Origin of the sequence: Desulfurispirillum indicum S5 (genome assembly GCF_000177635.2) — a bacterium.
In the GTDB taxonomy this organism is placed as follows: domain Bacteria; phylum Chrysiogenota; class Chrysiogenetes; order Chrysiogenales; family Chrysiogenaceae; genus Desulfurispirillum; species Desulfurispirillum indicum.
Genome location: NC_014836.1, coordinates 229,632 through 250,418, shown reverse-complemented (window position 1 = coordinate 250,418; position 20,787 = coordinate 229,632). Strand labels below are relative to the sequence as shown.

General features: G+C 49.3%; 13 protein-coding genes. 6 read left to right on the top strand and 7 right to left on the bottom strand.

The annotated features are described in order from the left end of the window. Window positions 1-37: 37 nt before the first annotated feature. Genes SELIN_RS01135 through SELIN_RS13640 form a run of 4 tightly spaced genes read left to right on the top strand, consistent with a single transcriptional unit; the run spans window position 38 to window position 5,761 of the window. Entirely contained in the window at window positions 38-1,396 is a 1,359-nt protein-coding gene (locus tag SELIN_RS01135; RefSeq protein ID WP_013504866.1) for a TolC family outer membrane protein, read from the top strand. Then, window positions 1,393-3,144 (top strand): type I secretion system permease/ATPase, encoded by a 1,752-nt coding sequence (locus SELIN_RS01130; protein WP_013504865.1) that lies wholly within the window; start codon window positions 1,393-1,395, stop codon window positions 3,142-3,144. The genes SELIN_RS01135 and SELIN_RS01130 overlap by 4 nt, the downstream gene beginning before the upstream one ends. A gap of 17 nt (window positions 3,145-3,161) precedes the next feature. After that, complete coding sequence (locus tag SELIN_RS01125) at window positions 3,162-4,463, top strand: HlyD family type I secretion periplasmic adaptor subunit (RefSeq protein ID WP_013504864.1); 1,302 nt, start codon at window positions 3,162-3,164, stop codon at window positions 4,461-4,463. After that, window positions 4,460-5,761 carry a sugar transferase gene (locus tag SELIN_RS13640; RefSeq protein ID WP_013504863.1) on the top strand — a complete coding sequence of 434 codons (1,302 nt, stop codon included), beginning with the start codon at window positions 4,460-4,462 and terminating at the stop codon, window positions 5,759-5,761. The genes SELIN_RS01125 and SELIN_RS13640 overlap by 4 nt, the downstream gene beginning before the upstream one ends. A gap of 201 nt (window positions 5,762-5,962) precedes the next feature. Here SELIN_RS13640 and SELIN_RS13635 read toward each other — a convergent pair whose 3' ends face one another. The 4 genes from SELIN_RS13635 to SELIN_RS01100 all read right to left on the bottom strand — a co-directional run bounded on the left by SELIN_RS13635 (window position 5,963) and on the right by SELIN_RS01100 (window position 13,078). Continuing rightward, window positions 5,963-6,532, bottom strand: coding sequence for an Lcl C-terminal domain-containing protein (locus tag SELIN_RS13635; protein ID WP_013504862.1), 570 nt, complete (start codon window positions 6,530-6,532; stop codon window positions 5,963-5,965). A gap of 17 nt (window positions 6,533-6,549) precedes the next feature. Continuing rightward, on the bottom strand, window positions 6,550-10,440 hold the full coding sequence (locus SELIN_RS01110; protein ID WP_013504861.1) for a LamG-like jellyroll fold domain-containing protein: 3,891 nt from the start codon (window positions 10,438-10,440) through the stop codon (window positions 6,550-6,552). 12 nt (window positions 10,441-10,452) lie between these two features. Beyond that, window positions 10,453-11,661 (bottom strand): FecR family protein, encoded by a 1,209-nt coding sequence (locus SELIN_RS01105; RefSeq protein ID WP_041725861.1) that lies wholly within the window; start codon window positions 11,659-11,661, stop codon window positions 10,453-10,455. Between the two features lie 61 nt (window positions 11,662-11,722). Further along, entirely contained in the window at window positions 11,723-13,078 is a 1,356-nt protein-coding gene (locus SELIN_RS01100; RefSeq protein WP_013504859.1) for a tetratricopeptide repeat protein, read from the bottom strand. 154 nt (window positions 13,079-13,232) lie between these two features. On the opposite strand from SELIN_RS01100, the gene SELIN_RS01095 reads away from it, so the two are divergent. Then, window positions 13,233-15,443: a CHASE2 domain-containing protein gene (locus tag SELIN_RS01095; RefSeq protein ID WP_041725860.1), complete on the top strand. Its 2,211-nt coding sequence runs from the start codon at window positions 13,233-13,235 to the stop codon at window positions 15,441-15,443. Window positions 15,444-15,540: 97 nt separating this feature from the next. Here SELIN_RS01095 and SELIN_RS01090 read toward each other — a convergent pair whose 3' ends face one another. From SELIN_RS01090 to SELIN_RS01080, 3 genes are read right to left on the bottom strand one after another with little or no spacing between them, the layout of a single operon-like run. Then, window positions 15,541-16,437 carry an NAD-dependent epimerase/dehydratase family protein gene (locus tag SELIN_RS01090; protein WP_013504857.1) on the bottom strand — a complete coding sequence of 299 codons (897 nt, stop codon included), beginning with the start codon at window positions 16,435-16,437 and terminating at the stop codon, window positions 15,541-15,543. Beyond that, the gene (gmd, locus tag SELIN_RS01085; protein ID WP_013504856.1) at window positions 16,421-17,455 is read right to left on the bottom strand and encodes a GDP-mannose 4,6-dehydratase; all 1,035 of its coding nucleotides are present in this window, start codon (window positions 17,453-17,455) and stop codon (window positions 16,421-16,423) included. Before gmd ends, SELIN_RS01090 begins: the two co-directional genes overlap by 17 nt. Next, complete coding sequence (locus tag SELIN_RS01080) at window positions 17,452-18,684, bottom strand: glycosyltransferase (RefSeq protein ID WP_013504855.1); 1,233 nt, start codon at window positions 18,682-18,684, stop codon at window positions 17,452-17,454. The genes gmd and SELIN_RS01080 overlap by 4 nt, the downstream gene beginning before the upstream one ends. A 516-nt stretch (window positions 18,685-19,200) precedes the next feature. Here SELIN_RS01080 and SELIN_RS01075 point away from each other — a divergent pair. Next, window positions 19,201-20,613, top strand: a complete 1,413-nt coding sequence (locus tag SELIN_RS01075; protein ID WP_013504854.1) for a mannose-1-phosphate guanylyltransferase/mannose-6-phosphate isomerase — start codon at window positions 19,201-19,203, stop codon at window positions 20,611-20,613. Window positions 20,614-20,787 lie beyond the last annotated feature (174 nt).

Below are 20,787 nucleotides of genomic sequence, written 5' to 3'. Positions count from 1 at the left end.
TGCTCGGCTACATTTTGTACATGCGTAAGGGAACGGGATGTCATATCTTCACAATACAGCAAAAATTTTCCTGTCAATTCTGATGATCCTATACGCCGGAAACCTGGCAGCAAGCGAGGTTTTAAAAAAAAGAGCAACCATTGATCTTTTGGGTGCCTACTCCCTCGCACTGGAGAATGACTCACGATATCAAGGGAGCATTTTCAAACAGCAGGCTACCCAGACCTACCGAGCTCAGGGCCGAGCAGGTTTGCTGCCTCAGCTTTACGGCAGAGCGAGTTTTACAAAAACACGGGATCTTGATGCTGACTTTAATAAAAACCAGGAAACAAGCAGCTACGGTTTGACCCTACGACAGCCAATGTTGAATCTTGAGTCTTATCATCGTTACCGACAGATCTCTCTGCAGGCCGATGGTGGAGACATCGAACTGAGAATAGCTGAGGCTGAGCTGAAGGTTCGGGTAGCGCAGGTATACTTTCAACTTCTGGCGGCTTTTGATCACGAACAACTGCTGGAGGCTGAGCATTCAGCCATTGAACAGCAACTGCAGCAAACCCGTTCAATGCAGCGCAGGGGTCAGGCTACGATCGCAGATGTCAATGAGGTGTACTCAGAGCTCCTAAGTGTGGAGTCCCGCATAGTAGAGGCGCGTAGTCAGCGCAAAATCGCTCAAACGATGTTCGAACGCATCACAGGGGTCACACAGGCTCATCCTGCACGTCTTGCGCATGCGGGAGAATACGTGCAGCCGCAGAGAGACTTGGGCGAATGGCTTGAGGTTGCTCGCCGGGAAAACCTGGGTGTTTTACACCAGAAGCTCGAACTAGAGATTGCTGGCGCTAGTGTCAAAGTTGCATCAGCAAGGTATGCACCAACTATAGACCTAATAGCTCAATATGTGACAACCGATGAAACGAGTGATATGCTGCCGCGCGACAAAGCAACGGTCCTTGGGGCCTCGGTGCAGCTGAATGTACCACTTTATAGTGGTGGAAGTACACGCGCTGCCCACAGGGAGGCGCAAGCAGAGGAAAGCAGAGCCAGATCCAACTTTGACGAGGCGCTTCGCGAAGCGGCGCAACAAGTTACTGATGCTTACCTGCAAATCCAGGGGGCTTCTGCACGAATTTCTTCGCTCAAGCGGACAATAGAAGCAAGTGAAGTGTCGCTGATCTCCATGCAACGAAGCGTTGAGGCTGGTGTCCGTACCCCTGTTGATGTGATGTACGCAAAGCGTTCGCTCTTTTCTCATCGCAACCGGCTGCTCCAGGCACAGTACGACTACATCATTGGGCAACTGGCTCTGTATTTCCATGCAGGTATGTTGACTGGTGAGCATATGGCCCAGATGAATGATTTTTTGGAATCGAATTCTCAGAGAGGTGAGTATTGAGCTCGCAAATAAATACATCTGCCCAGGGCGAAAAGGGAGAACTACGCTCCCTGTTGTATACGTTCAAGTCTACATTCGTTTCACTCGGCGTGTTCAGTTTTATTATCAACATGTTAATGATTCTTCCAGCTGTTTACATGCTGCAAATATATGACAGGGTTTTAATGAGCTCCAATCAGACGACACTACTTATGCTTACTGTCATTGTAGTTGGACTCTATGTGGTCATGTCTGCTCTGGAGGGCGTACGCAGCAAGACTATGGTTCGCGCTGGAAATAAAATGGATGCGCAAATCAGCAACCGTGTGTTCGATACTGCTTTCGAGCGGGCACTCAGGGGTGCATCCACTCGTGCATCACACACGTTTAATGACATAACGAATGTTCGTCAGTTTCTCACGGGAAACGGGTTGTTTGCTTTTTTTGATGCTCCGTGGGCGCCGATTTATATCATCATTATTTTCATGCTTCACCCTGCCTTAGGAGTTTTTGCCATAGTATCTGCAATTATCTTAATTTTACTGGCACTGTTGAATGAGTGGGTAACCCGGAAACCACTGGGAGAATCCAATAAATATTACAACGAGGCTTCTGGTTTTGCGAACATGAACTTCCGCAATGCCGAGGCTATTGAAGCCATGGGCATGCACAATAATGTGCGTAATCAATGGAAACCAAAGCATGAGACCCATATTTACCTGCAGGCAATGGCAAGTGAGAGGGCTGGCACTATTCAGGCAATAACAAAATTTGTACGCATCAGTGCCCAATCGCTGATTCTGGGCTTAGGTGCTTACTACGTTATTCAACAAGAGCTCACTGCAGGGATGATGATTGCCGGCTCAATTCTGCTGGGCCGAGCTCTGGCACCAGTTGACCTGCTCATTGGAACCTGGAAGCATTTCCTGGGCGCAAGAAATGCGTTTAAGCGTCTTGAAGAACACTTTGCACTGTTTCCCGCTAAAATCAAGACCATGAGCCTTCCTGCGCCCAAAGGCTCAATCACTGCCACGAATCTTGTAGCTGCTGCCCCAGGTAGTCGGACACAAATACTACGGGGCTTAAATTTCGAAGTACTTCCCGGTGATACCGTTGGCATAGTAGGGCCAAGCGCCTCTGGGAAATCTACACTTTCACGCCTGCTTGTCGGGGCATGGCCTCCTGCTGGAGGTTCAATTCGACTCGATGGGGCTGAAATTCATCAATGGGATAAAATCCTCTTAGGCCCTTATATTGGATACCTTCCACAGGATATCGAGTTACTTGAAGGTACCGTCTCACAAAATATTGCTCGTTTCGGTGATATAGACTCCATCAAAGTCGTTAATGCGGCAAAGGCTGCCGGCGTGCATGAGATGATTCTGAAATTCCCCGATGGCTACGATACCTTCATTGGCGAGGGGGGAGTCGTTCTTTCCGGTGGGCAAAGACAGCGCATAGCCCTCGCGAGGGCTATCTATGGGGAACCAGTGCTGATTGTTCTTGATGAGCCGAACTCTAACCTTGACGACGTAGGAGAAGCTGCTCTCGTTGAGGCGATCAAGTACCTGAAGCAGCGTAAGTGTACAATATTCGTTATTACTCATAAGACCAACATCCTGAGCACAGTTGACAAACTTATGATGCTGACCGAGGGTCAACTGAAAGCTTTTGGCCCGCGAGACGAGGTATTGCGCTGGATTCAGCAGCAACGCCAGCAGACATTAAAACAACAGGGCCAACTCGCTGGCCAGAATGAGCAACGCTAACTATGGATGGTTCTTCTATGCAACAGCAAATACCAAACACGAATATAAGAGGCGTTCTTATCGCGGGCTTTCTTCTTATTGGCCTGGGTTTTGGGGGTTTTTTACTTTGGGCGATTACTGCGCCCCTGGGCAAAGGCATTGTCGCCGAGGGCGTAGTCTCCGTAGAAACAAACCGGAAGGCGGTACAGCACCTCTATGGTGGAATTGTCGAAGAAATCCTCGTGCGTGAAAACCAGCTCGTTCAAAAAGGCGAGCTTCTGATTCGCTTAGCCGATTCGAGACCCCGAGCTGAGTATACAACGGCGCGTTATGAACTAATCAGCGTGCAGGTGCAGTATGCGCGACTTTTGGCCGAAAGGGGCGGGCTGCCAGATGTCATTTTCCCACTGGAGGTCCTGAGCAGCGATGATACGGAGGTTGTCGAGCTGGTTCAAACGCAACGAGAGCTGTTTGAGCGACGAAGAAAAAGTTTACAAAATGAACAGCAGATTATTTTAGAAAACATTGAGGCTCAACAAAAATATATTGAAAGCCTTGGGGATGTCCTGGCTAGCCGCGATCGCCAAATCATGCTGCTGAAAGAGGAGCTTGCTGGTCTGCGTGAGCTGGCCAAAGATGGCCATTACCCGCGCAACAGTCTTCTAAACCAAGAAAGGGCTCTTGAGGAAATCATAAGCCGCCGTTCTGAAGATTTGGCTGCTATTGCACGCACGCAAAGCAGTATTACTGAGTTGCGTTTAAGTCTGGTAAAACTTGAACAGGACTTTCACCATGATGTGGAAGCACAGATCAGCGATGCCCAGCGCAGGCTCGGCTCCCTGCGTGAACAATATCATGCTGCAAAAGACATATTGCAGCGCACAGATGTTCTTGCGCCCGAAAGCGGTATTGTACTCTCACTATCGGCTCATACGATTGGTGGTGTAGTACGCGCTGGAGAAACGGTAATGGAAATTGTCCCAGTGCATGCAGAATTGATCGTCGAGGCAAAAATCAGCCCACAGGATATAGACAGAGTACACCGCGATATGCAGGCCGATCTTCGGTTCAGTGCCTTTGACGCAAGGAATACGCCTGTCATAGAGGGCGAGGTGATCGCGGTATCACCGGACAGGCTTATTGATGAGCAAACAAGAATGCCTTACTACCTCAGTAAAATAGCAATATCACCCGAAGAATTACAAAAACTTGGAGCAAACAACCGGCTTGTGCCCGGTCTTCCTGCCGAGGTTGTCATAAAGACCGGCGAGCGTACATTACTCCAGTATCTTATTGATCCTTTCCTTGACCGCCTGTTTGTTTCATTTAAAGAAGAATGAGATCTGCAAAAAACTTTCGGTTTCCTTCACTTCCTTCAGAGCTGGTCATTAAACCGGACATTTACAGGGGAAGTGCATTATTTGATAAGCCTGCGCGCCTGATGTACCACGCAGGAGCTGTGTTTATTATAATTTGCTTTCACTTACTGATAAGCACAGTGCCTGCAGAAGTGGCTATTGCAGCTGCTGCTTCAATACTCGGCTGCCTGGTAAGTGCCTTCGTCTTACAGAAACTGAGCCTTTACCCTGGATCACCTTCTCTTATCCTACCCATTTCTGCAGTATTTCTGACGCATATTCCCATAACCATTATTTGCTTTACATTTCTTTCATTATCTGCCTTCGCTCTCTTTTTCAATCTGCTCCTTGTGGGGATATGGCTATGCATTTGGTATTCAGCAGGTTGCCGGTTGCCTGTGCGCATAGCAGTTATCCCAAGCACGAGTAGCCATGCGCTTTGTTCTCTGCACACAAAGGTGGCAACAACCTGGGAGTACCTGAATGCGCCATCACAACTCACTTCTGTAAACGTTGCCTGGGTAGCTCGGGATCAGACAACCGAACTTTCTGCTGAGTGGAGCAAGGCCCTTGCAGCCAGAGCCTTGCAGGTAATCAGCTATGCTGAGGCAGCAGAGATGGTCACGGGGCGAGTGATCAGGCAATTTAACAGTAGTAACGAGTTGGAAAGGGTCGCCAGGAAACCCTTTAACAGAATAGGGAAAAGACTCTTCGATCTACTTATTGCTTTGATGGCGATGCCATTCCTGCTTCTTGCCATCATATGTGCAGGTACTGCCATAAAGTTTGAGTCTGGGGGGAGAATCTTCTTTCACCAAAAACGCATGGGGCATTGCCAAAGGGTTTTTACCATGCTGAAATTTCGCAGCATGTTCAGCATAAAGGACTCTGGCCACCAGCCAGGTGACTGTGACCACGAACAGTATATTACTGCCGTCGGCAGGGTCATACGCAAGTATCATATTGACGAGCTGCCACAGGTACTGAATGTGCTTGGCGGCCAGATGAGCCTTGTTGGGCCTCGGCCTGAAGCGCTGGAGCTCTATTACAAATATGTTTCTGTCATTCCAGAGTTCAGACTGAGGCAGGCTGTGCTTCCCGGCCTGACGGGATGGGCACAGGTGGAACAAGGATACACCAACAGCGTTACTGGTGCAGCCTGCAAATCAGAGTACGATCTCTTTTACATGAAACACTTTGGGTTCTGGCTCGACCTCGTTATCATAATAAAGACCATTGGAGTCATACTGCGAAAGCCATTTTCGCATGCGAGCGCCTGAACCTAAGCATTCTTCAATTGCCTGCGTGTTTTGAAGTATTCCAGCAAGCTGCAAGAGTTCAAGAAAGACACTATCTCGGACGTTTTCTCTCTGAAAGCACGCGCGCGGTGCAAGTGGTTTTTTTAGCTACCCAGTGGATTTCTTAGCAGGGGTGACAGCGCAGTCAACACGCCATGGGGGAGCAGCAGCATAACTGGGGATTCATGGCAACACCGGCCCACTGCCTGTTACTCCACCACGGACGAGTAGGAGATAAGCAGGTTGGCTTTCTTCCATATCGTGTTTTACGCTTGTGCTGGACGTGCCACCTTCACTGATATTTACCTTCCAAACCTGGAAATCCCCTGTAATGCTTGCGGGTGACGATGTCCAGTAAAGACCATCTGGGACGTTGAAAACGTCGTTGAATCCTGAGTTGTCACATAAATCAACTACAGAGTGAAGTTCTTTTATATTTGGCAGACGCCAATCATCATGCCCTGCATACTGAATTTCCTGGGCCAGATACAGCACGCCATTCGTACCGGTTATCGCTTCGGTCCAAACGGAAAACTCCGCTGGGTTTAAGCAGCCATCATTGTAGTCTGCATCGTCCTGCACTGCGCACTTCATCCACATCAGTCCGCTGTTGGCGTGCAGGACAGTGCCATCTTCCTGGGGAAGGTAGTGTTGCCTGTGGTGCACTCCCTGGCACACGTCACCAAAAGAAATGCTGGAAAAAAGTATTGTGATTACGGCGGCAATAAAAACCTTTAAGAACCTGTTATGCATAAGAACCTCCACGTGGCTCAGTAGGGAGCGCACACTGCGCGATATCCCCACGCTTCTGCGATATTTCGTACTTTGAGTTCTTCCATTCCCGTTTCAAAACTCACTGCCCAGGCATGGGTATCGTCCCCGGTAGATGACCAGTAAAAACTCATAATGGAGTCAGGAAAAAAAACGTCACTGATTGCAGGTGCTTCGTCATCAAGTAGCATTTGATAGTCAATCAGTGAACGCAGCTCTTCGCGTGCAGGCACTCGCCATTTTTCACATCCACAGAAGCCTGAATCTGGAAGGGGGAAGTTATCCCAGATGCCACTTTGATTTCCGTCAGCCTGCCATAGCAGGCCAGTGGTATTGTCACGTACGCAATCCCAGTCATCTGGCCCCGCCTCTGACAGTACAGCGCCAGAGGCATCAATTTTCTCAAAGGCAAATGAGTTTGTGCCATGATAGGCGTCCTGCAGGGGAATCTCAGGCCCCACTGTACAATCGGAGGTGCCAAAGATAAGGTCGTCATCCGTCACGCATGTTGATATGCCCGTATCATTCAGAGGGGCAAACATGGGAATGTTGGAAAACCAGTGGATATTGACATCATAAACGTTCGGGTTTTCACCAAACACCAAAGAACCACTTCTAAAATAAACCCAATGCGAGCTATGGATATCCTCGAAGGGGTCACCCATGAGACTTGTGGCAGTGTCGAGGGTTCCTGAAAAGAGAGGAAGCGACTCAGTACCCCCGTGCCCGAAGAAGACTTCCGAAGGGTTCCAGGTTTCAGTGTACCTGAAGCCCGGAGCGGCCTCGATCCAGAGATAGGTTTGTACGTCCAATTCAGAAGAGAAAAAATTAAACAGGAAGGCTTCGGCTGCAGATATAAAGTGCCTGTTTTCTTCATACTCTACAACAACAGCGCCTTCAATTGTTTCGCCGGGAAGAAAATCACTCATGATCAGGTATACTGCATCCTCTAAGTCATGGTTTGGTACATCCCTGTCGTCGTTGTCAAAGAGTATCAACTGAAAGTCTTCACTTAGGTTTACTGCATTTTGCAGAGCTCCAGGGTCGCTGCTGAAGATATAGCACGTACTGTTTCCGCTTCCAAATTCGCCTGTAGAGCCATCTACACTGCATACAATATTATCCCAACAAAGAGGATTTGGTGGTTCACACTGAAGCTGAGCGGGAACCAACCGCACATAAGGATCATTGAGAGAGAACTCTCCATCATCAGGGAATGCAAACCTCCCAGCAGGTATCCAGCTACAGTCATCCATCCCGCAGTCGATTACGACTATATTTTCACTGAGCAGATCAGTTATGGCAATATTCTGAACGTCGCCAAAACTCAGATACTGAATGTTCGTCAAAGTATCTGTGCCATCAGGTTTTACTACAGTATAGCTCCCGCCACCATTGTCTATAACCTGGTACAATGTGTGATTTCCAACGTAAACAACAGTATTTACACCACCGACGCCATCGATTATGTCATCGCCTGCGCTTCCAATAAAAATATCATTATTTGATGTGCCGATTAGATTGTCATTTCCAGCTGTACCGGTGATCGCATCTGCCAGCAGAAAGACTTCTGCCTCTGTAAGGGCGCGATCAAATATTCGAGTTTCGTCAATGGCTCCCTGGAAGAATGGACCATCTTCATCCGAGCTTCTGCCAAATCCGATAAAGCGATATATCCCATCTGGATCGCGCATGCCATTAATTAGGCTATTATAAAAACTAACCCCTGCACCATTTACCCAAAGTTGCATACCATTATCTCTGGAGTATATCGCTGCAATATGGACAAATTCACCAAGCGGGACAGGTCCTTCAATAGTGCGCCACGCACCATAACCCTGGTCTTCATTAACGGCAAAGCTTACAGAGCCTGTATGGTTAAGCGCCAGCTTGAACTCCCCCCAGCCATGGTTAAAAATCACCCACTCGTCATCTGCCTCAGGGAGCTCATCAACCTTGATCCAGGTAGATATGCTGAACTCTTCTGCGTCAGGGGAAATAATGGGATTGTATTCATGCGGCAGGGTAATATAGCCACCATCCAGGTACACGGCCTGGCCAAACCTTCCGGCGTCAAAGGTCACGCCCGCAACCGACGAAGCGCCATCGTAGGCGCCTTTAACATCTGCGACGTTACCATCAAAAGTGTAATGGGCAATGAGATTGCTTGGACCCTCTTCTGGTGCTGGCTGCTGGGCTGCCAGCCTGATTGGATGCAGACATATTTCAGCTTGAATTACAGGGAATTCCTCTGCTTCAAAATCAAGATTATCGTTTGACGCTATAAATTCTCCAGACTCTTCGTAACCGGGTACCCAACTTGTTCCATTGTAGCGATACAGTAACCATGTATAGGCTCTGCTGGTGTCTGAGGTAAAACACTTGGGGCCCGGCTGGTTACTGGCAGCGGTAATGGTGCCGATCCCCAAATCTTTTTCTGCCTGCTCCAGGGCCAACTGCTGCTGCAGCATACGGGTCAGGGTTGCACGGTTGAGGAGTGCCGGCACTACCGAAGAGGAAGCACTTGCCACGGAGAAGCCATCTTTGGGGTCATAATCTATTACTGGCGGTGAAACCGGGCCTACGGTGCCTCCTTCGCGCTCTGTGGAGAAGTACTCTACCAGTGTCCCTGTAATACGCTCTCCCGAATCCAGGCCCATAAGTTTTTGTACAACTTCAGATGTGTCGGCGAACGGGCTGATACTGTGCTCGCTTACCATAACGTCAAGTTCGATAACTGGAAAGCCTGGCTCACTGAGATCTTCCCTGTACCAGTAATGCTGTATGTCAATTTGTTCAAAATCAGTATTATAAATTAGGTTTTTTGTCGTTTTTGCCAGGCTATTGAGAAACCCTGTGCCATCAGCACCATAAAAAATAAGGCCAAAGGCGTTGTCGATACCGCTCCAGCCCATTAATTCGCCCAAGGTAATTTTATGGGAACTTGCGCCAGCAAAGTACTGTTGCATAATAAACGCGGGTTCTGTACTTGCAACTGCATCAACTTGCTCTGCTGCAATGAAGCTCATTGCATGGTTATCCATCAGCCCATAATAGCGCGCACTGGCGTTATCATATTGCCCAAAAAGATTTGACCCATGGTACCCCAGGTAAGCGTCGAGGTAAATGTGCTCCGGGATATCGAGTGTCTCATGAAGATAAACGGCTTCTAGTTGAACTGTGCCTGAGCCTGAAAATCCCAGTGCAGCAGCTGGGCTTTCCACGAGCCCGACAGGTTCACTATCCTCAACAAAGAACTCTGTTTTGTGCAGCAGTTGCAGTTCAAGGGGGGCGGGGTCATCGGATTCATTGACAAACACCCATTTCCCATGCAGGAGATTGATGACTATGTTATTTGGCCCCGGCTCTAAGGTTGCATAGGTTCGAACTTTGCTCATCTCCTCCCCATAAGCGCCAGATTGAATCACCGCTATCATATAACTTCCCGGTTCCAGCTCACTGATTTGCGTGTTCACCGTGCCACTTCCATAGGGTATTGACACTTCTCGCACGGCACTCATGCTCATTGCCATCTGGCCTGCGCTATCAAAATCGCCAGGGACATTGCACGTGCTTCTGATTTCCGGAGTGATGATCTCTCCATACGTGGGCTCACCTTCGCTGCTCATGCTCCAGGCAGCCACAATACAGCGTTGTAGTTTCACGATATCATCGTAAGATCCAAAAGGAAAAGGATAGATAAAAATATCAAGCTGCATTGTTCTGTCGTCAATAAAAGCAGCCTGGAGGCGATCTTCCTGTATTTGATTTACTGGACGCTTGATTGAGATATTGACACTGGCCTTTCCAGCACCCGGTGATTCCGGCAGCATTTCAGAGCAGCCGACCAGGAGAAAGAGCATTGAAAATATCAAGGTGACAGCACGCATGGTTGACCCCTTTTACTGAATCTGAATGTTTATTGTGGCTTTATGGACTTCAGGTACATTGTCATCAATAGGATCAGGCCAGTCCGGCTCGGGCTCCGGTTCTGGCTCGGGCTCGGGCTCCGGTTCTGGCTCGGGCTCGGGCTCCGGTTCTGGCTCGGGCTCGGGTTGGGGCTCGGGTTGGGGCTCGGGTTGGGGATCGGGTTGGGGATCGGGTTGGGGATCGGGTTGGGGATCGGGTTGGGGATCGGGTTGGGGATCGGGCTCGGTTACTGGTGGAGTGTTGGCTTGTTCATCAAGTTTCTCTTCCAGTGTCTGCTCGACGATAAAGATGAGTGTTTCATTAAAATCATCGCTCATGTCTGTGAAAACGTCACTATCAGATTCACCGAGGAGTATCGCTGCACCTGGCACCTCAGTTGTTCCACTTCCATCTGCGCTCTCGCCTGTCTGCGGCTGATTAGTGCCTTCTGCTTCATCAGCGTCTCCTTCAACTGCTCCACTCTCATCTTCTGAAGTTAGGGGAGCATCATCTGCTGCTCCGTCAGCGCTGGTCTCAGATTCACCTTCATCACCCTCTTCCTCTGGCTGCAATAGGCTTTCCTCTTCCATGGCTTCTGCTGCAGGTGGTAGAGCTGGGATAAACTGCGGCGGCTGACCGAAGCTGGCCTGGGCAATAAACCCAGCAGGTACATCAAGCATTAATCCGGCAGCAATAATAACACCGACTCCCGTGTTGACGCGCAGAACACTGTCCGGAAGGGCTGCAGCCGGGCCAGCAGGGGATTGCGGAGGCACGAGGAACACGTCCATGTCGGTACCACGGATACCCATAGTCGCCACGGGGGTATCTATTTTGACATTATCAGGCTGGGCTCTCCCAATAGCACCAGTAACAGAACGCAATCCACCACGAGCGAGATTCAGGACGCTGCTGTTTTCGCCATCATCTTCACCGGTATAGTTGTAAGTTTCTATAGTCAATTCACTGCGCGGACGAACGGCAATAAGGGCACCGTCACTCATACGGACCTGAGCACTGCTGGCTGGAGCGGTGGTAATAATGTCACCTTCATGAATATCATCACCACGATGCGCACGATAGGTGCGTTCCTCACGGGTGACTTCCACGGTACCGTGCACGAATTGAAACCTTCCGGCTACGGTCGACGCTACGCCTGTGTAACTGAAAACAAACAGAATTGTCACCACAACAACACTCATCCGATACGCTGCTGCATAAGCAGTACAGCTCACAAGGCAAGCACCTCTGCGGTGCACTGTACTATTTCCGCCAAGGCTTAAATTCATAACGCACACTCACTTTGGCAACTGTTCGCTTGTATTCATACTGATCCACATTGCTTTCCTGCCTGGCATGGCTAACTTGTGATTCGATGCGCAAGCGCTCGCTGAGTCGATAGCTTCCCCCAATAGAGATGCGCCACTGAGTGTCATCTCGGTCACTGTTGCACACAGCCGGGTGCAGGCTGCAGGCATAATCCCTTTGAATCCAGCCGAGGCGGCCATTGGCATCCATTTTCTGTGTCAATCGCCATGTAGCATTAATATCAGCTCCCAAGCTTCGCATATCACCGCTGGCACTGTCAGGCTGATCGCTGCTCAGGTAGTACGCCGTTGTGGAAAGAGTCAGTGGCTTTCCCGATACGCTGAGCATTTGCGCCAGTCCGCCACCAAGCACTAGAAAATCACCGTTATCTTCCGTATTCTGGTCATAGGAAAGACGACTGTATGTTATAAATCCGAGAGCGTATGTTCGCTGATTAATCTGATAACGGGTGTTTGCGGTGATACGGCCTTCCCGGCTCTCTTCATCACTGTCCCGCCATACCTTGGTCAGAGACGGTTCCAGCGATAAGCGCCAATTTCCAGCGTTTCGAATGGCTCCCGTCTCGGTGGTGAAATGGTGACGCAGGTAATCCGTAGCAGAGTATGGTCGGTATTCCCTGAGCCTGTATCCTCCAAAAAAACGCCAATCTTCGTCGGAGCTATACTGAAGGCGGTGGCGCAACACTATTTCAGAAAAAGCGCTCGCTTCTTCATCTATACGCACTGGCCCAGCGATTTCGTGAATAAAGGTTCCAGGCGCACTGCCTACATTCGTATCATACCCTGTTCCCGCCACTATATGCCCAGTGAGCTGCCAATGCTTTGGGGCACGCTTCTCTTCCAGTTCCGCCTGAAGTTGTTCTGCAGCCTGCAGTATCCGTGCTGCAGGCTGCATTTGCCTGACCTCATCAAGTAAGCCCTGGGCACGATTAAACCGATTAAGCTCCATATAGGCTCTGGCCAGAGCAAGTTTTGCATTCAGATTGTCTGGCTCAACAAGAACCAGTCTTTCCAGCGCCCATGATGCGCGTGCGGGATCACCTGATCGCAAAGCGGCAAGACCGAAAAGAGCGTCATAGGCAGGATTGCCAGCAAACTCGTATTCAAGCAACTCAAGTTTTTGATAAACGCCAGCATAGTCACGCTGCTGCATTTGCTGTTGGAGTTCGGCAAGAGGAGGCAGGGAAAGAGGTTGACTGGCCACAGAAACAATGCACATGTAATATACGACAGCAAACATTGCAAGACGGAAGACGAAACTCGTTCTGCCTTGCCAAGGGGGCTGATTCATTGCATCACCTGTAAAAGCTGCCCATAGGCCACATGTCAAGCATAAAGAGAAAAATACCTTTTCATCTCTAAAGCAATCTATTACTCTTGTCACATAATGTCAAATGCTGTTTTATCTAAGTGCGCATTATATTCACGTGATGCCGGAGGGCAAGTTGGCAAAAGTATACAATCGCAAATTACTGCCCTGGCAATATGTTGGCAGCTTGTGCATAGTATTGGCCTTACTTGGGGAGATGGCTGGCTTCTGGACATTGCGACTCATGGAGAGGCTTGAATGGCTAAGTTATGACCTGCGCGTACAAGCCACACTGATCGGCGACAAAGATCCTTCCATCGTTCTCATTGACCTGGACGAACGCAGCTTGAGCGAAATTGGCCAGTGGCCTTGGACACGTCACCAAATAGCCGAGCTAACCACGATCCTCTTTGAAGAATATGGCATCAGCATTTTAGGATTTGACATCGTCTTTGCAGAGCCCGAGGGCAACCTCCTGGCCCAGCAGTGGGGGCAACTGCGTGAGCGCTATCCCGATCTGCCGCCTGCACCTGATGTAGAGAGTGGAGATGCTATTCTGGCAAGCGCACTCGCAACTTATCCTGTGGTGATGGGCTACTACTTCCAGTCACAAGCGGGGGATAGTGACCCGCCTTCAAGCGGAGCATTGCCCATTCCGTTGCTCGTTGATGCTGAGCCTGAAATTATAGAGGCTGTTCCGTGGCCTCGACCTGAACGATTTACTGGCAACCTGGCAGACCTTCAACATGCAGCACTCGGGGGAGGCTTTTTTGACAACCCCTTTGTGGATGCCGATGGCGTCTTCCGGCGTGTACCTGTAGTTCAGTACTGGGAGGGGGCACTCTATCCAAACCTTCCGACTGCCATGATATATACTCTGTTTGGGCAGCCTCCGGTTACACTGAAGGTCAGTGAAGGGGCTGGAATTATCCAGCTTGAAACTATCGAGCTCGGTGGTTTTGAAATCCCTGTTGATGCGCGGGGCGGCGCTTTGGTTCCCTGGTATGGCCCCCGCGGGCACTTTACCTACATTTCAGCAGCAGATATTTTATTTCGCAGGACTGACCCCCGTGCCCTTGAAGGGGCTCTGGCTATCTTTGGAGCCTCTGCTCCTGGACTGATGGACTTACGCTCCACACCGGTTGCCAGCGTCTACCCTGGGCCTGAAATCAATGCCAGTATGCTGGCGGGCATACTTCACCAGAGCTACAAAGCAGAACCCCCTTATACATTGGCAGCCGCACTGTTAGTTCTTGGAATAGTCGGCGGCCTGTCAACTCTTCTTTTTCCACGCCTGCAAGCAGTGTCCATTGTCGCCAGCAGCGCCCTGCTGGCAGCAATCCACACCGGTCTGAATTTGTGGGCCTGGCAACAGAACTGGGTGCTTCCCTTTGCATCAGGTCTAGTGCTGTTACTGCTACTCAGCCTTTGGCATCTTACTATGAACTTCTGGAGAGAAAGCCAACAAAAAAGCTGGGTTACTGACCGTTTTGGACAATACGTACCTCCAGAACTGGTTGATGAAATGGTACATACTCCAGAGTCATTTGGCCTCGAAGGTGAGCAACGCGATCTCAGTGTGTTGTTTTCCGATGTGCGGGGCTTCACTTCGTTTTCAGAAGGCATTGCCCCCACCGAACTCACCAATGTAATGAATCGCCTCTTAACACCAATTACCAAAGCAATCCATCAACATCGCGGAACCATAGACAAGTACATGGGCGACGCCGTCATGGCTTTCTGGGGAGCGCCACTGGCAGATGCGGAACATGCGCGGCACTCCCTTGAAGGGGCCTTCGCCATGCTGCAGGCACTGGAAGAGATCAACAGGGAATTCACGGCAGAGGGAATGAAAGCCCTTGCCATGGGGATAGGAATCAACAGCGGACCTATGAATGTCGGCAACATGGGTTCAGAGTTCCGCATGGCATACACGGTCATGGGGGATAACGTAAACCTTGGCTCTCGTCTGGAGGGTCTCACCAAGGCCTATGGCGTCAATATCATTATCAGCGAGGCTACAGCTACTGCTGCACCAGACTGGGCCTGCCGCTGCATAGACCGAGTGCGCGTTAAAGGCCGCACTACCCCCATCAGCATATATGAACCTATAGGGATTCACATTGAGCTGAGCTCAGAAACCAAGGAATGGATCAAACGGCACGAAAAAGCCATGAATGCTTACGCTCAACAGCAATTCCGTCAGGCATACGATGACTTCTCACATATAAGCCACGACTATCCCACAGACAATGTTGCCCGGCTCTACCTGGAGCGGATTGATCACTACCTCGCAGAGCCTCCTGGCCCCCACTGGGATGGGGTCTGGACGCACACAGAAAAATAAATTTAAAGTGCGGCGCTGCCCGTATTCGCTCGTCATTGCCCAGCGAACGCCTTGCGGCTAAACATTTTAATTGCGTGCCAACTATATTCGACGCATTTCAGCAAGTTGTTAACATCCACCGCAGGGTATCTTTCAGGCAAAATTGCCGCTGCCACCCTAATGATAGCAGGCGCTCATTGTTGCCATAAAGTTGACGCATCTCGTTCTTGCGCACAAAGTCTGGATTTATGCGTACCTGTGGAGAAAAATCCGCCATTTGCCGCAGCCAGTCCAGGATTTGACGCAGGCAAACTGCCTCGCCAGAGCACACATTGTAGACCCTGTGCTGAAGATCATCCGTTTCAAGCAATACTGAGTAAGCTCTTGCCACGTCCCGCACGTCTGAAAAATCCCGATAAACATCAAGATTTCCAAGCTCCAAACAAGGTAACCGATTGCGGAAGCTCTCAACAAGCTTAGGAATAAGAAAGTGTCCAGCCTGACCAATTCCCGTATAGTTAAAAGGCCTGAGGATAACAATATCCAAGTTTTCCTGGTATGCATTGCACATTTGCTCAAGTGCGTATTTACTCAAAGCATAGTGGCTCACTGGGTTGGCACAGCACGTCTCACTTAAAGCCCCCCCTGTGGCGTTACCATAAATGTGACCTGTGCTGGGGATAATTATACGGCGAGGTTTTCGTGAAAGCTTACTGAGCTGACGAAGAATGCTCAATGGCGCAAATAGATTTATGTCGTATATTGAGCGATCCTGACCGTGGGGCACAAAGGTAATAGCGGCCAGGATAATTACATAATCTGGCTCGACATTAGCGATGATCTCTTCCGTTTGCAGGGAATTAGTTATATCGCAAGGGATGAAGTCTCCCACAGGGCTGCCTCCCGGGTAGGCTGTGCCGTAAACCATGTAGCCTCGCTTTTGCAGCTCATCCTTCACGTACTTCCCGGTGAAGCTGTCAATCCCAAATATAAGAACTCTAGAAACTGTACCCATGGTCACGCCTTTGCAAGTCTGCCTGAACCATCATTTGGCAAAGGGCTTCCAATGTTGTCGTCGCCTCCCAACCCAGGACTTGCTTTGCTTTGGCTGGGTTCCCCACAAGCAAATCAACCTCAGCAGGCCGAAAAAACTCGGGGTTTACCTTGACAAGAGTCTTACCAGAGCGTTTGTCATATCCCCTCTCTTCTGCTTCTCGCCCCTCCCAGGCAATATCAATATCTACAGCGCGAAAAGCCATGGTTACAAAATCTCTAACCGTTTCCGTCCTGCCAGTAGCCAAGACAAAGGTGTCAGGCTCCTTTGCCTGCAGCATACGCCACATGCCTTCGGCATATTCCTGTGCATAACCCCAGTCACGTTTCGCATCAAGATTTCCAAGCTCAAGGCAATCAAGCTGACCACAAGCAATGCTGGCCACACCATCGGTGATTTTGCGTGTTACAAACTCTTTTCCGCGCAGAGGCGACTCATGGTTAAAAAGAATGCCACTGGCCCCAAAGATACCATAAGATTCGCGATAATTCACTGTCATCCAGTGCGCATAAAGCTTGGCGGCACCATAAGGGCTTCGTGGGTAAAACGGAGTTAACTCATCCTGGGGAACAGCCTGGACTTTACCGAACATTTCAGAGGTGGACGCCTGATAATAGCGAATGCCTGGATCAATAATCCGAATAGCCTCAAGTAAATGCACAGCCCCAATCCCGGTAATGCTTGCGGTTGCAATAGGTTGATCGAAAGAGACCCCCACAAAACTCTGAGCTCCCAAATTGTACACCTCGTCTGGCCGTAAGCGTCCAATAAGCTGTATTGCATTAGCCTGATCAATTAAATCATATTCAACAAGCTCCAGGTTTGGATCTCCAAGAACACCCAAATCTTTCATGCGCCAAAAGTTCACAGAACTTACCCGACGATAGGCGCCATAAACCCTGTATCCTTTCTCCAGCAGGATTTGCGCTAGATAGGCTCCATCTTGCCCCGTGATGCCGGTAACAAAAGCTTTTTTCATAATGTATCTCCATTGGCAGTTCTTGAAACAGTATTTGCCTGCTGAGATGCAACTCGCTGAGACACAGACTCGGAGGCTCTCGAGCAACAGGTTTGCATATTACCAGGAAAACCAAGAACATTTTCATACGTCTTTATGATTTCACAAGCAAAAGGATGTATATGAAAAATATCCTGAAATCTCAACAGACTATTTTGACAAAAGAGCGCATAGTTATTTTTGTTCTCTACAATTTCAATAACTGCCTGGGCCAAAGCCTTAGGGTCACCAGGGGGAACCACGCGCCCAGTGACCCCATCACGGTTAACCCATCCTACACCACTATGCCGTATTCCAGTGGATATTACAGGTTTGCCACAAGCCATAGCCTCAACCTGCACTATGCCAAAGGACTCGGATCGCTCCAGGGAAGGGAGCACAAAAACATCACAAGTTCGCAGAAACAACCACCGCTGCTCATCCGAAATTTCTCCAAGAAAATGCACACGATCTGCAACCCCAAGCCTGCGCGACAACTTTTCAAGTTTATTTCGCAATGGGCCATCACCTGCAATGACAATGACGTACTCTTTTGGTAAAAATACCGCCGCATGTACAAGAAAATTCAAGCCCTTATAGTAAACAAGTCTTCCAAGACTCAATACAACTTTTCGATTACCGAATGTGCTTTGAAGTTCCTGCACATGGTCTCCACAAACAAGATCAGCACCATCCGCACTAATGCCATATGGAATTATTTTTAATTTAGAGTGGAAAAATCGCAGATACAAAGAACCTTTTTTATAGGCTTCTGAGGATGCAATAATCACATCAGCTCGCCGCAACATCCAGCGAAGCAGAGGCTCATAGAGCTTTAATGAACGCTTCTGCCGGACAATATCGCTATGCCAGTGCACTATCAGGCGTCCCTTTGGCTTCGCCAGAAACAAGGCCAAATTTGCCATTGGGTCAGGATGATGCACGTGAATAATGTCATAATTATCAATAATTCTCTTAAGCCTGTAAATCATTGCCGGCGAGATGGCGGTGGAAAAAAGAACCCCCAGCGACCCTGCACGCCAGACAGTGTAACCATGAACCTGTTCCTTAGTGCCCCAAAATTTTTTATGGGCACACAGTACATCCGAGTGTACCTCGCGGCGATTAAGCTCCTCTGTCAAGTGGAACATCAGGCTTTCGATTCCACCAACGTGGGGGGGATAAAATTTACCTAGTTGCAGAACTCTCATATCAAGAGCCTGCCCCGACTAGGCGTAAAGAAAAGCATGTCAGAATACCAGTGCATAGATTGCTCAACCCAGACTCCCTCTGGCAAACATAATCCTTCATCTTAGCGCAACAAGGCCACATTAACAAGACTTGCCCGTAAATGAAGCCCAAGCTGAACCAAAGCGACCAATTGACATGCACTCCATCATTCTAGTAGGATTGCGTAGCATAGACACATCACACCCTGAAGGATAGGCCTAGCATACCGTCATGATGTTGGTTACCGCACGGGAAACGCCTTGGCGCATGCCTGAGGCGCACTGTTTTCTTCTGCATCTCCCCTCGTGTGCTGCCCCGTACAGGACGCGCCCACTGGAACGCTATAGACCTGAAGGGCTGCTACCACTATGGAGGCGCCGCAACCCAAGAGCCAAGGAGAGCCACTCCCAGGTAAGCGAAAGTATTGGGGGTCGCTTCCCAGCCACTTTTTGTAAAAAAATGCCCCAATTATCTGTATCATATCAACCGGAGTTATAATGATAAATCTCATTTTATGCGGAGGAGGGGGCACACGTCTTTGGCCCCTTTCACGCCGGCACTTCCCCAAGCAGTTCACAAAGATACTCTCCGGAAAATCCCTATTCCAGAAGACAGTACAACGCAACTTACCCCTGTCAAGCGAACTTTTTATTGTCACGAGTCAAGAACAGTATTTCATAGCCAAAGATCAGCTGCATGAACTCTCAACTGACCAATCGCGCACTACTTTCTTACTTGAACCTATTGGACGCAACACCGCGCCTGCCATTGCGCTAGCATGTTTCAACCTTCCAGGTGAAGCAATCGTCTTCACCACCCCCTCAGATCATGAAATTGAGAATACAGAGCAATACATTCAAGCAGTCAATCGAGCAAAAGAGCTTGCGAGCCAGGGACATTTAGTTACCTTTGGCATAAGTCCCACATACCCTGAAACAGGGTATGGTTACATCATTGCTGACGGAGAAAACGTAGATGGTTTTAAAGAAAAACCGGATAGAGCGACTGCCCAGCAGTATATCCAGTCAGGAGCAAGCTACTGGAATAGTGGAATGTTTTGCTTTACCGCTCAATCCTACCTCCAAGAACTGAAGCAGCACTCACCTGACATATATGATGCCGCGCTGAGAGCCCACCACAACATTCGAAAAGATACCGAGCACTGCCTGCGTATTCAGAAAGAGTTTATGCTGGATATACCCTCCAACAGCATTGACTATGCGGTTATGGAAAAAAGCACTCATGTTCGCCTTGTCCCATGCTCGTTTAAATGGAGCGATATGGGAAGCTTTGATGCCCTTGACACCACTCAACCAAAGGACGACTACGGAAACACTATTTCCAGCAAGTTTGTCCACATTAACAGCAAGAACAATCTGGTGCTCTCCAGTCAAAGGCTGATTGCCGGTGTTGACATCCAGGATCTTGTTATTGTCGATACTCCAGACGCGCTTTTGGTTACAAAAAAGCAGAGCACCCAGAAAGTTCGTGATCTCGTTGATCTGATCAGCAGTCAAGCAGATCCACGGCACCTGGAGCTACTTGAGTACCACACCACAGTCAAACGTCCATGGGGTGAATATTTTGTAATAGCAGAGTTTTCGACATGCAAGGTTAAGCGAATTACTGTCAAGCCTGGAAAGCGTCTTTCACTACAAAAACATCAATATCGATCTGAACATTGGATCATAATCAGTGGAACCGGTGAAGTTACTATAGATGACCGCAATCAAATATACGGTGAAGATAGCCACATTTTCATTCGCCAAGGAGCCGTGCATCGCGTTGCTAACACCGGAGCCTCTCATCTTATCTTTATCGAAATACAGACAGGTTCGTATTTAGGCGAAGACGATATCGTTCGGCTTGAAGATGATTTTGGCAGAGCGCCTAAATCTGGCACAAATTAAATAAGCCAGGCGTGTGCGCAGCGCATCCCCTTTCCCACCAAAGATAGCGCGGCTCCGCAAAGCTGCTCCACTTGCACTATGCCTAGCATTGCTCGCAAAGGGTATAGACTCTGTTTTGCTTTCCTGAACTCCTGCTGGAAACGCTTCGCAACACCCCATGGCGAAGGCCTCCTG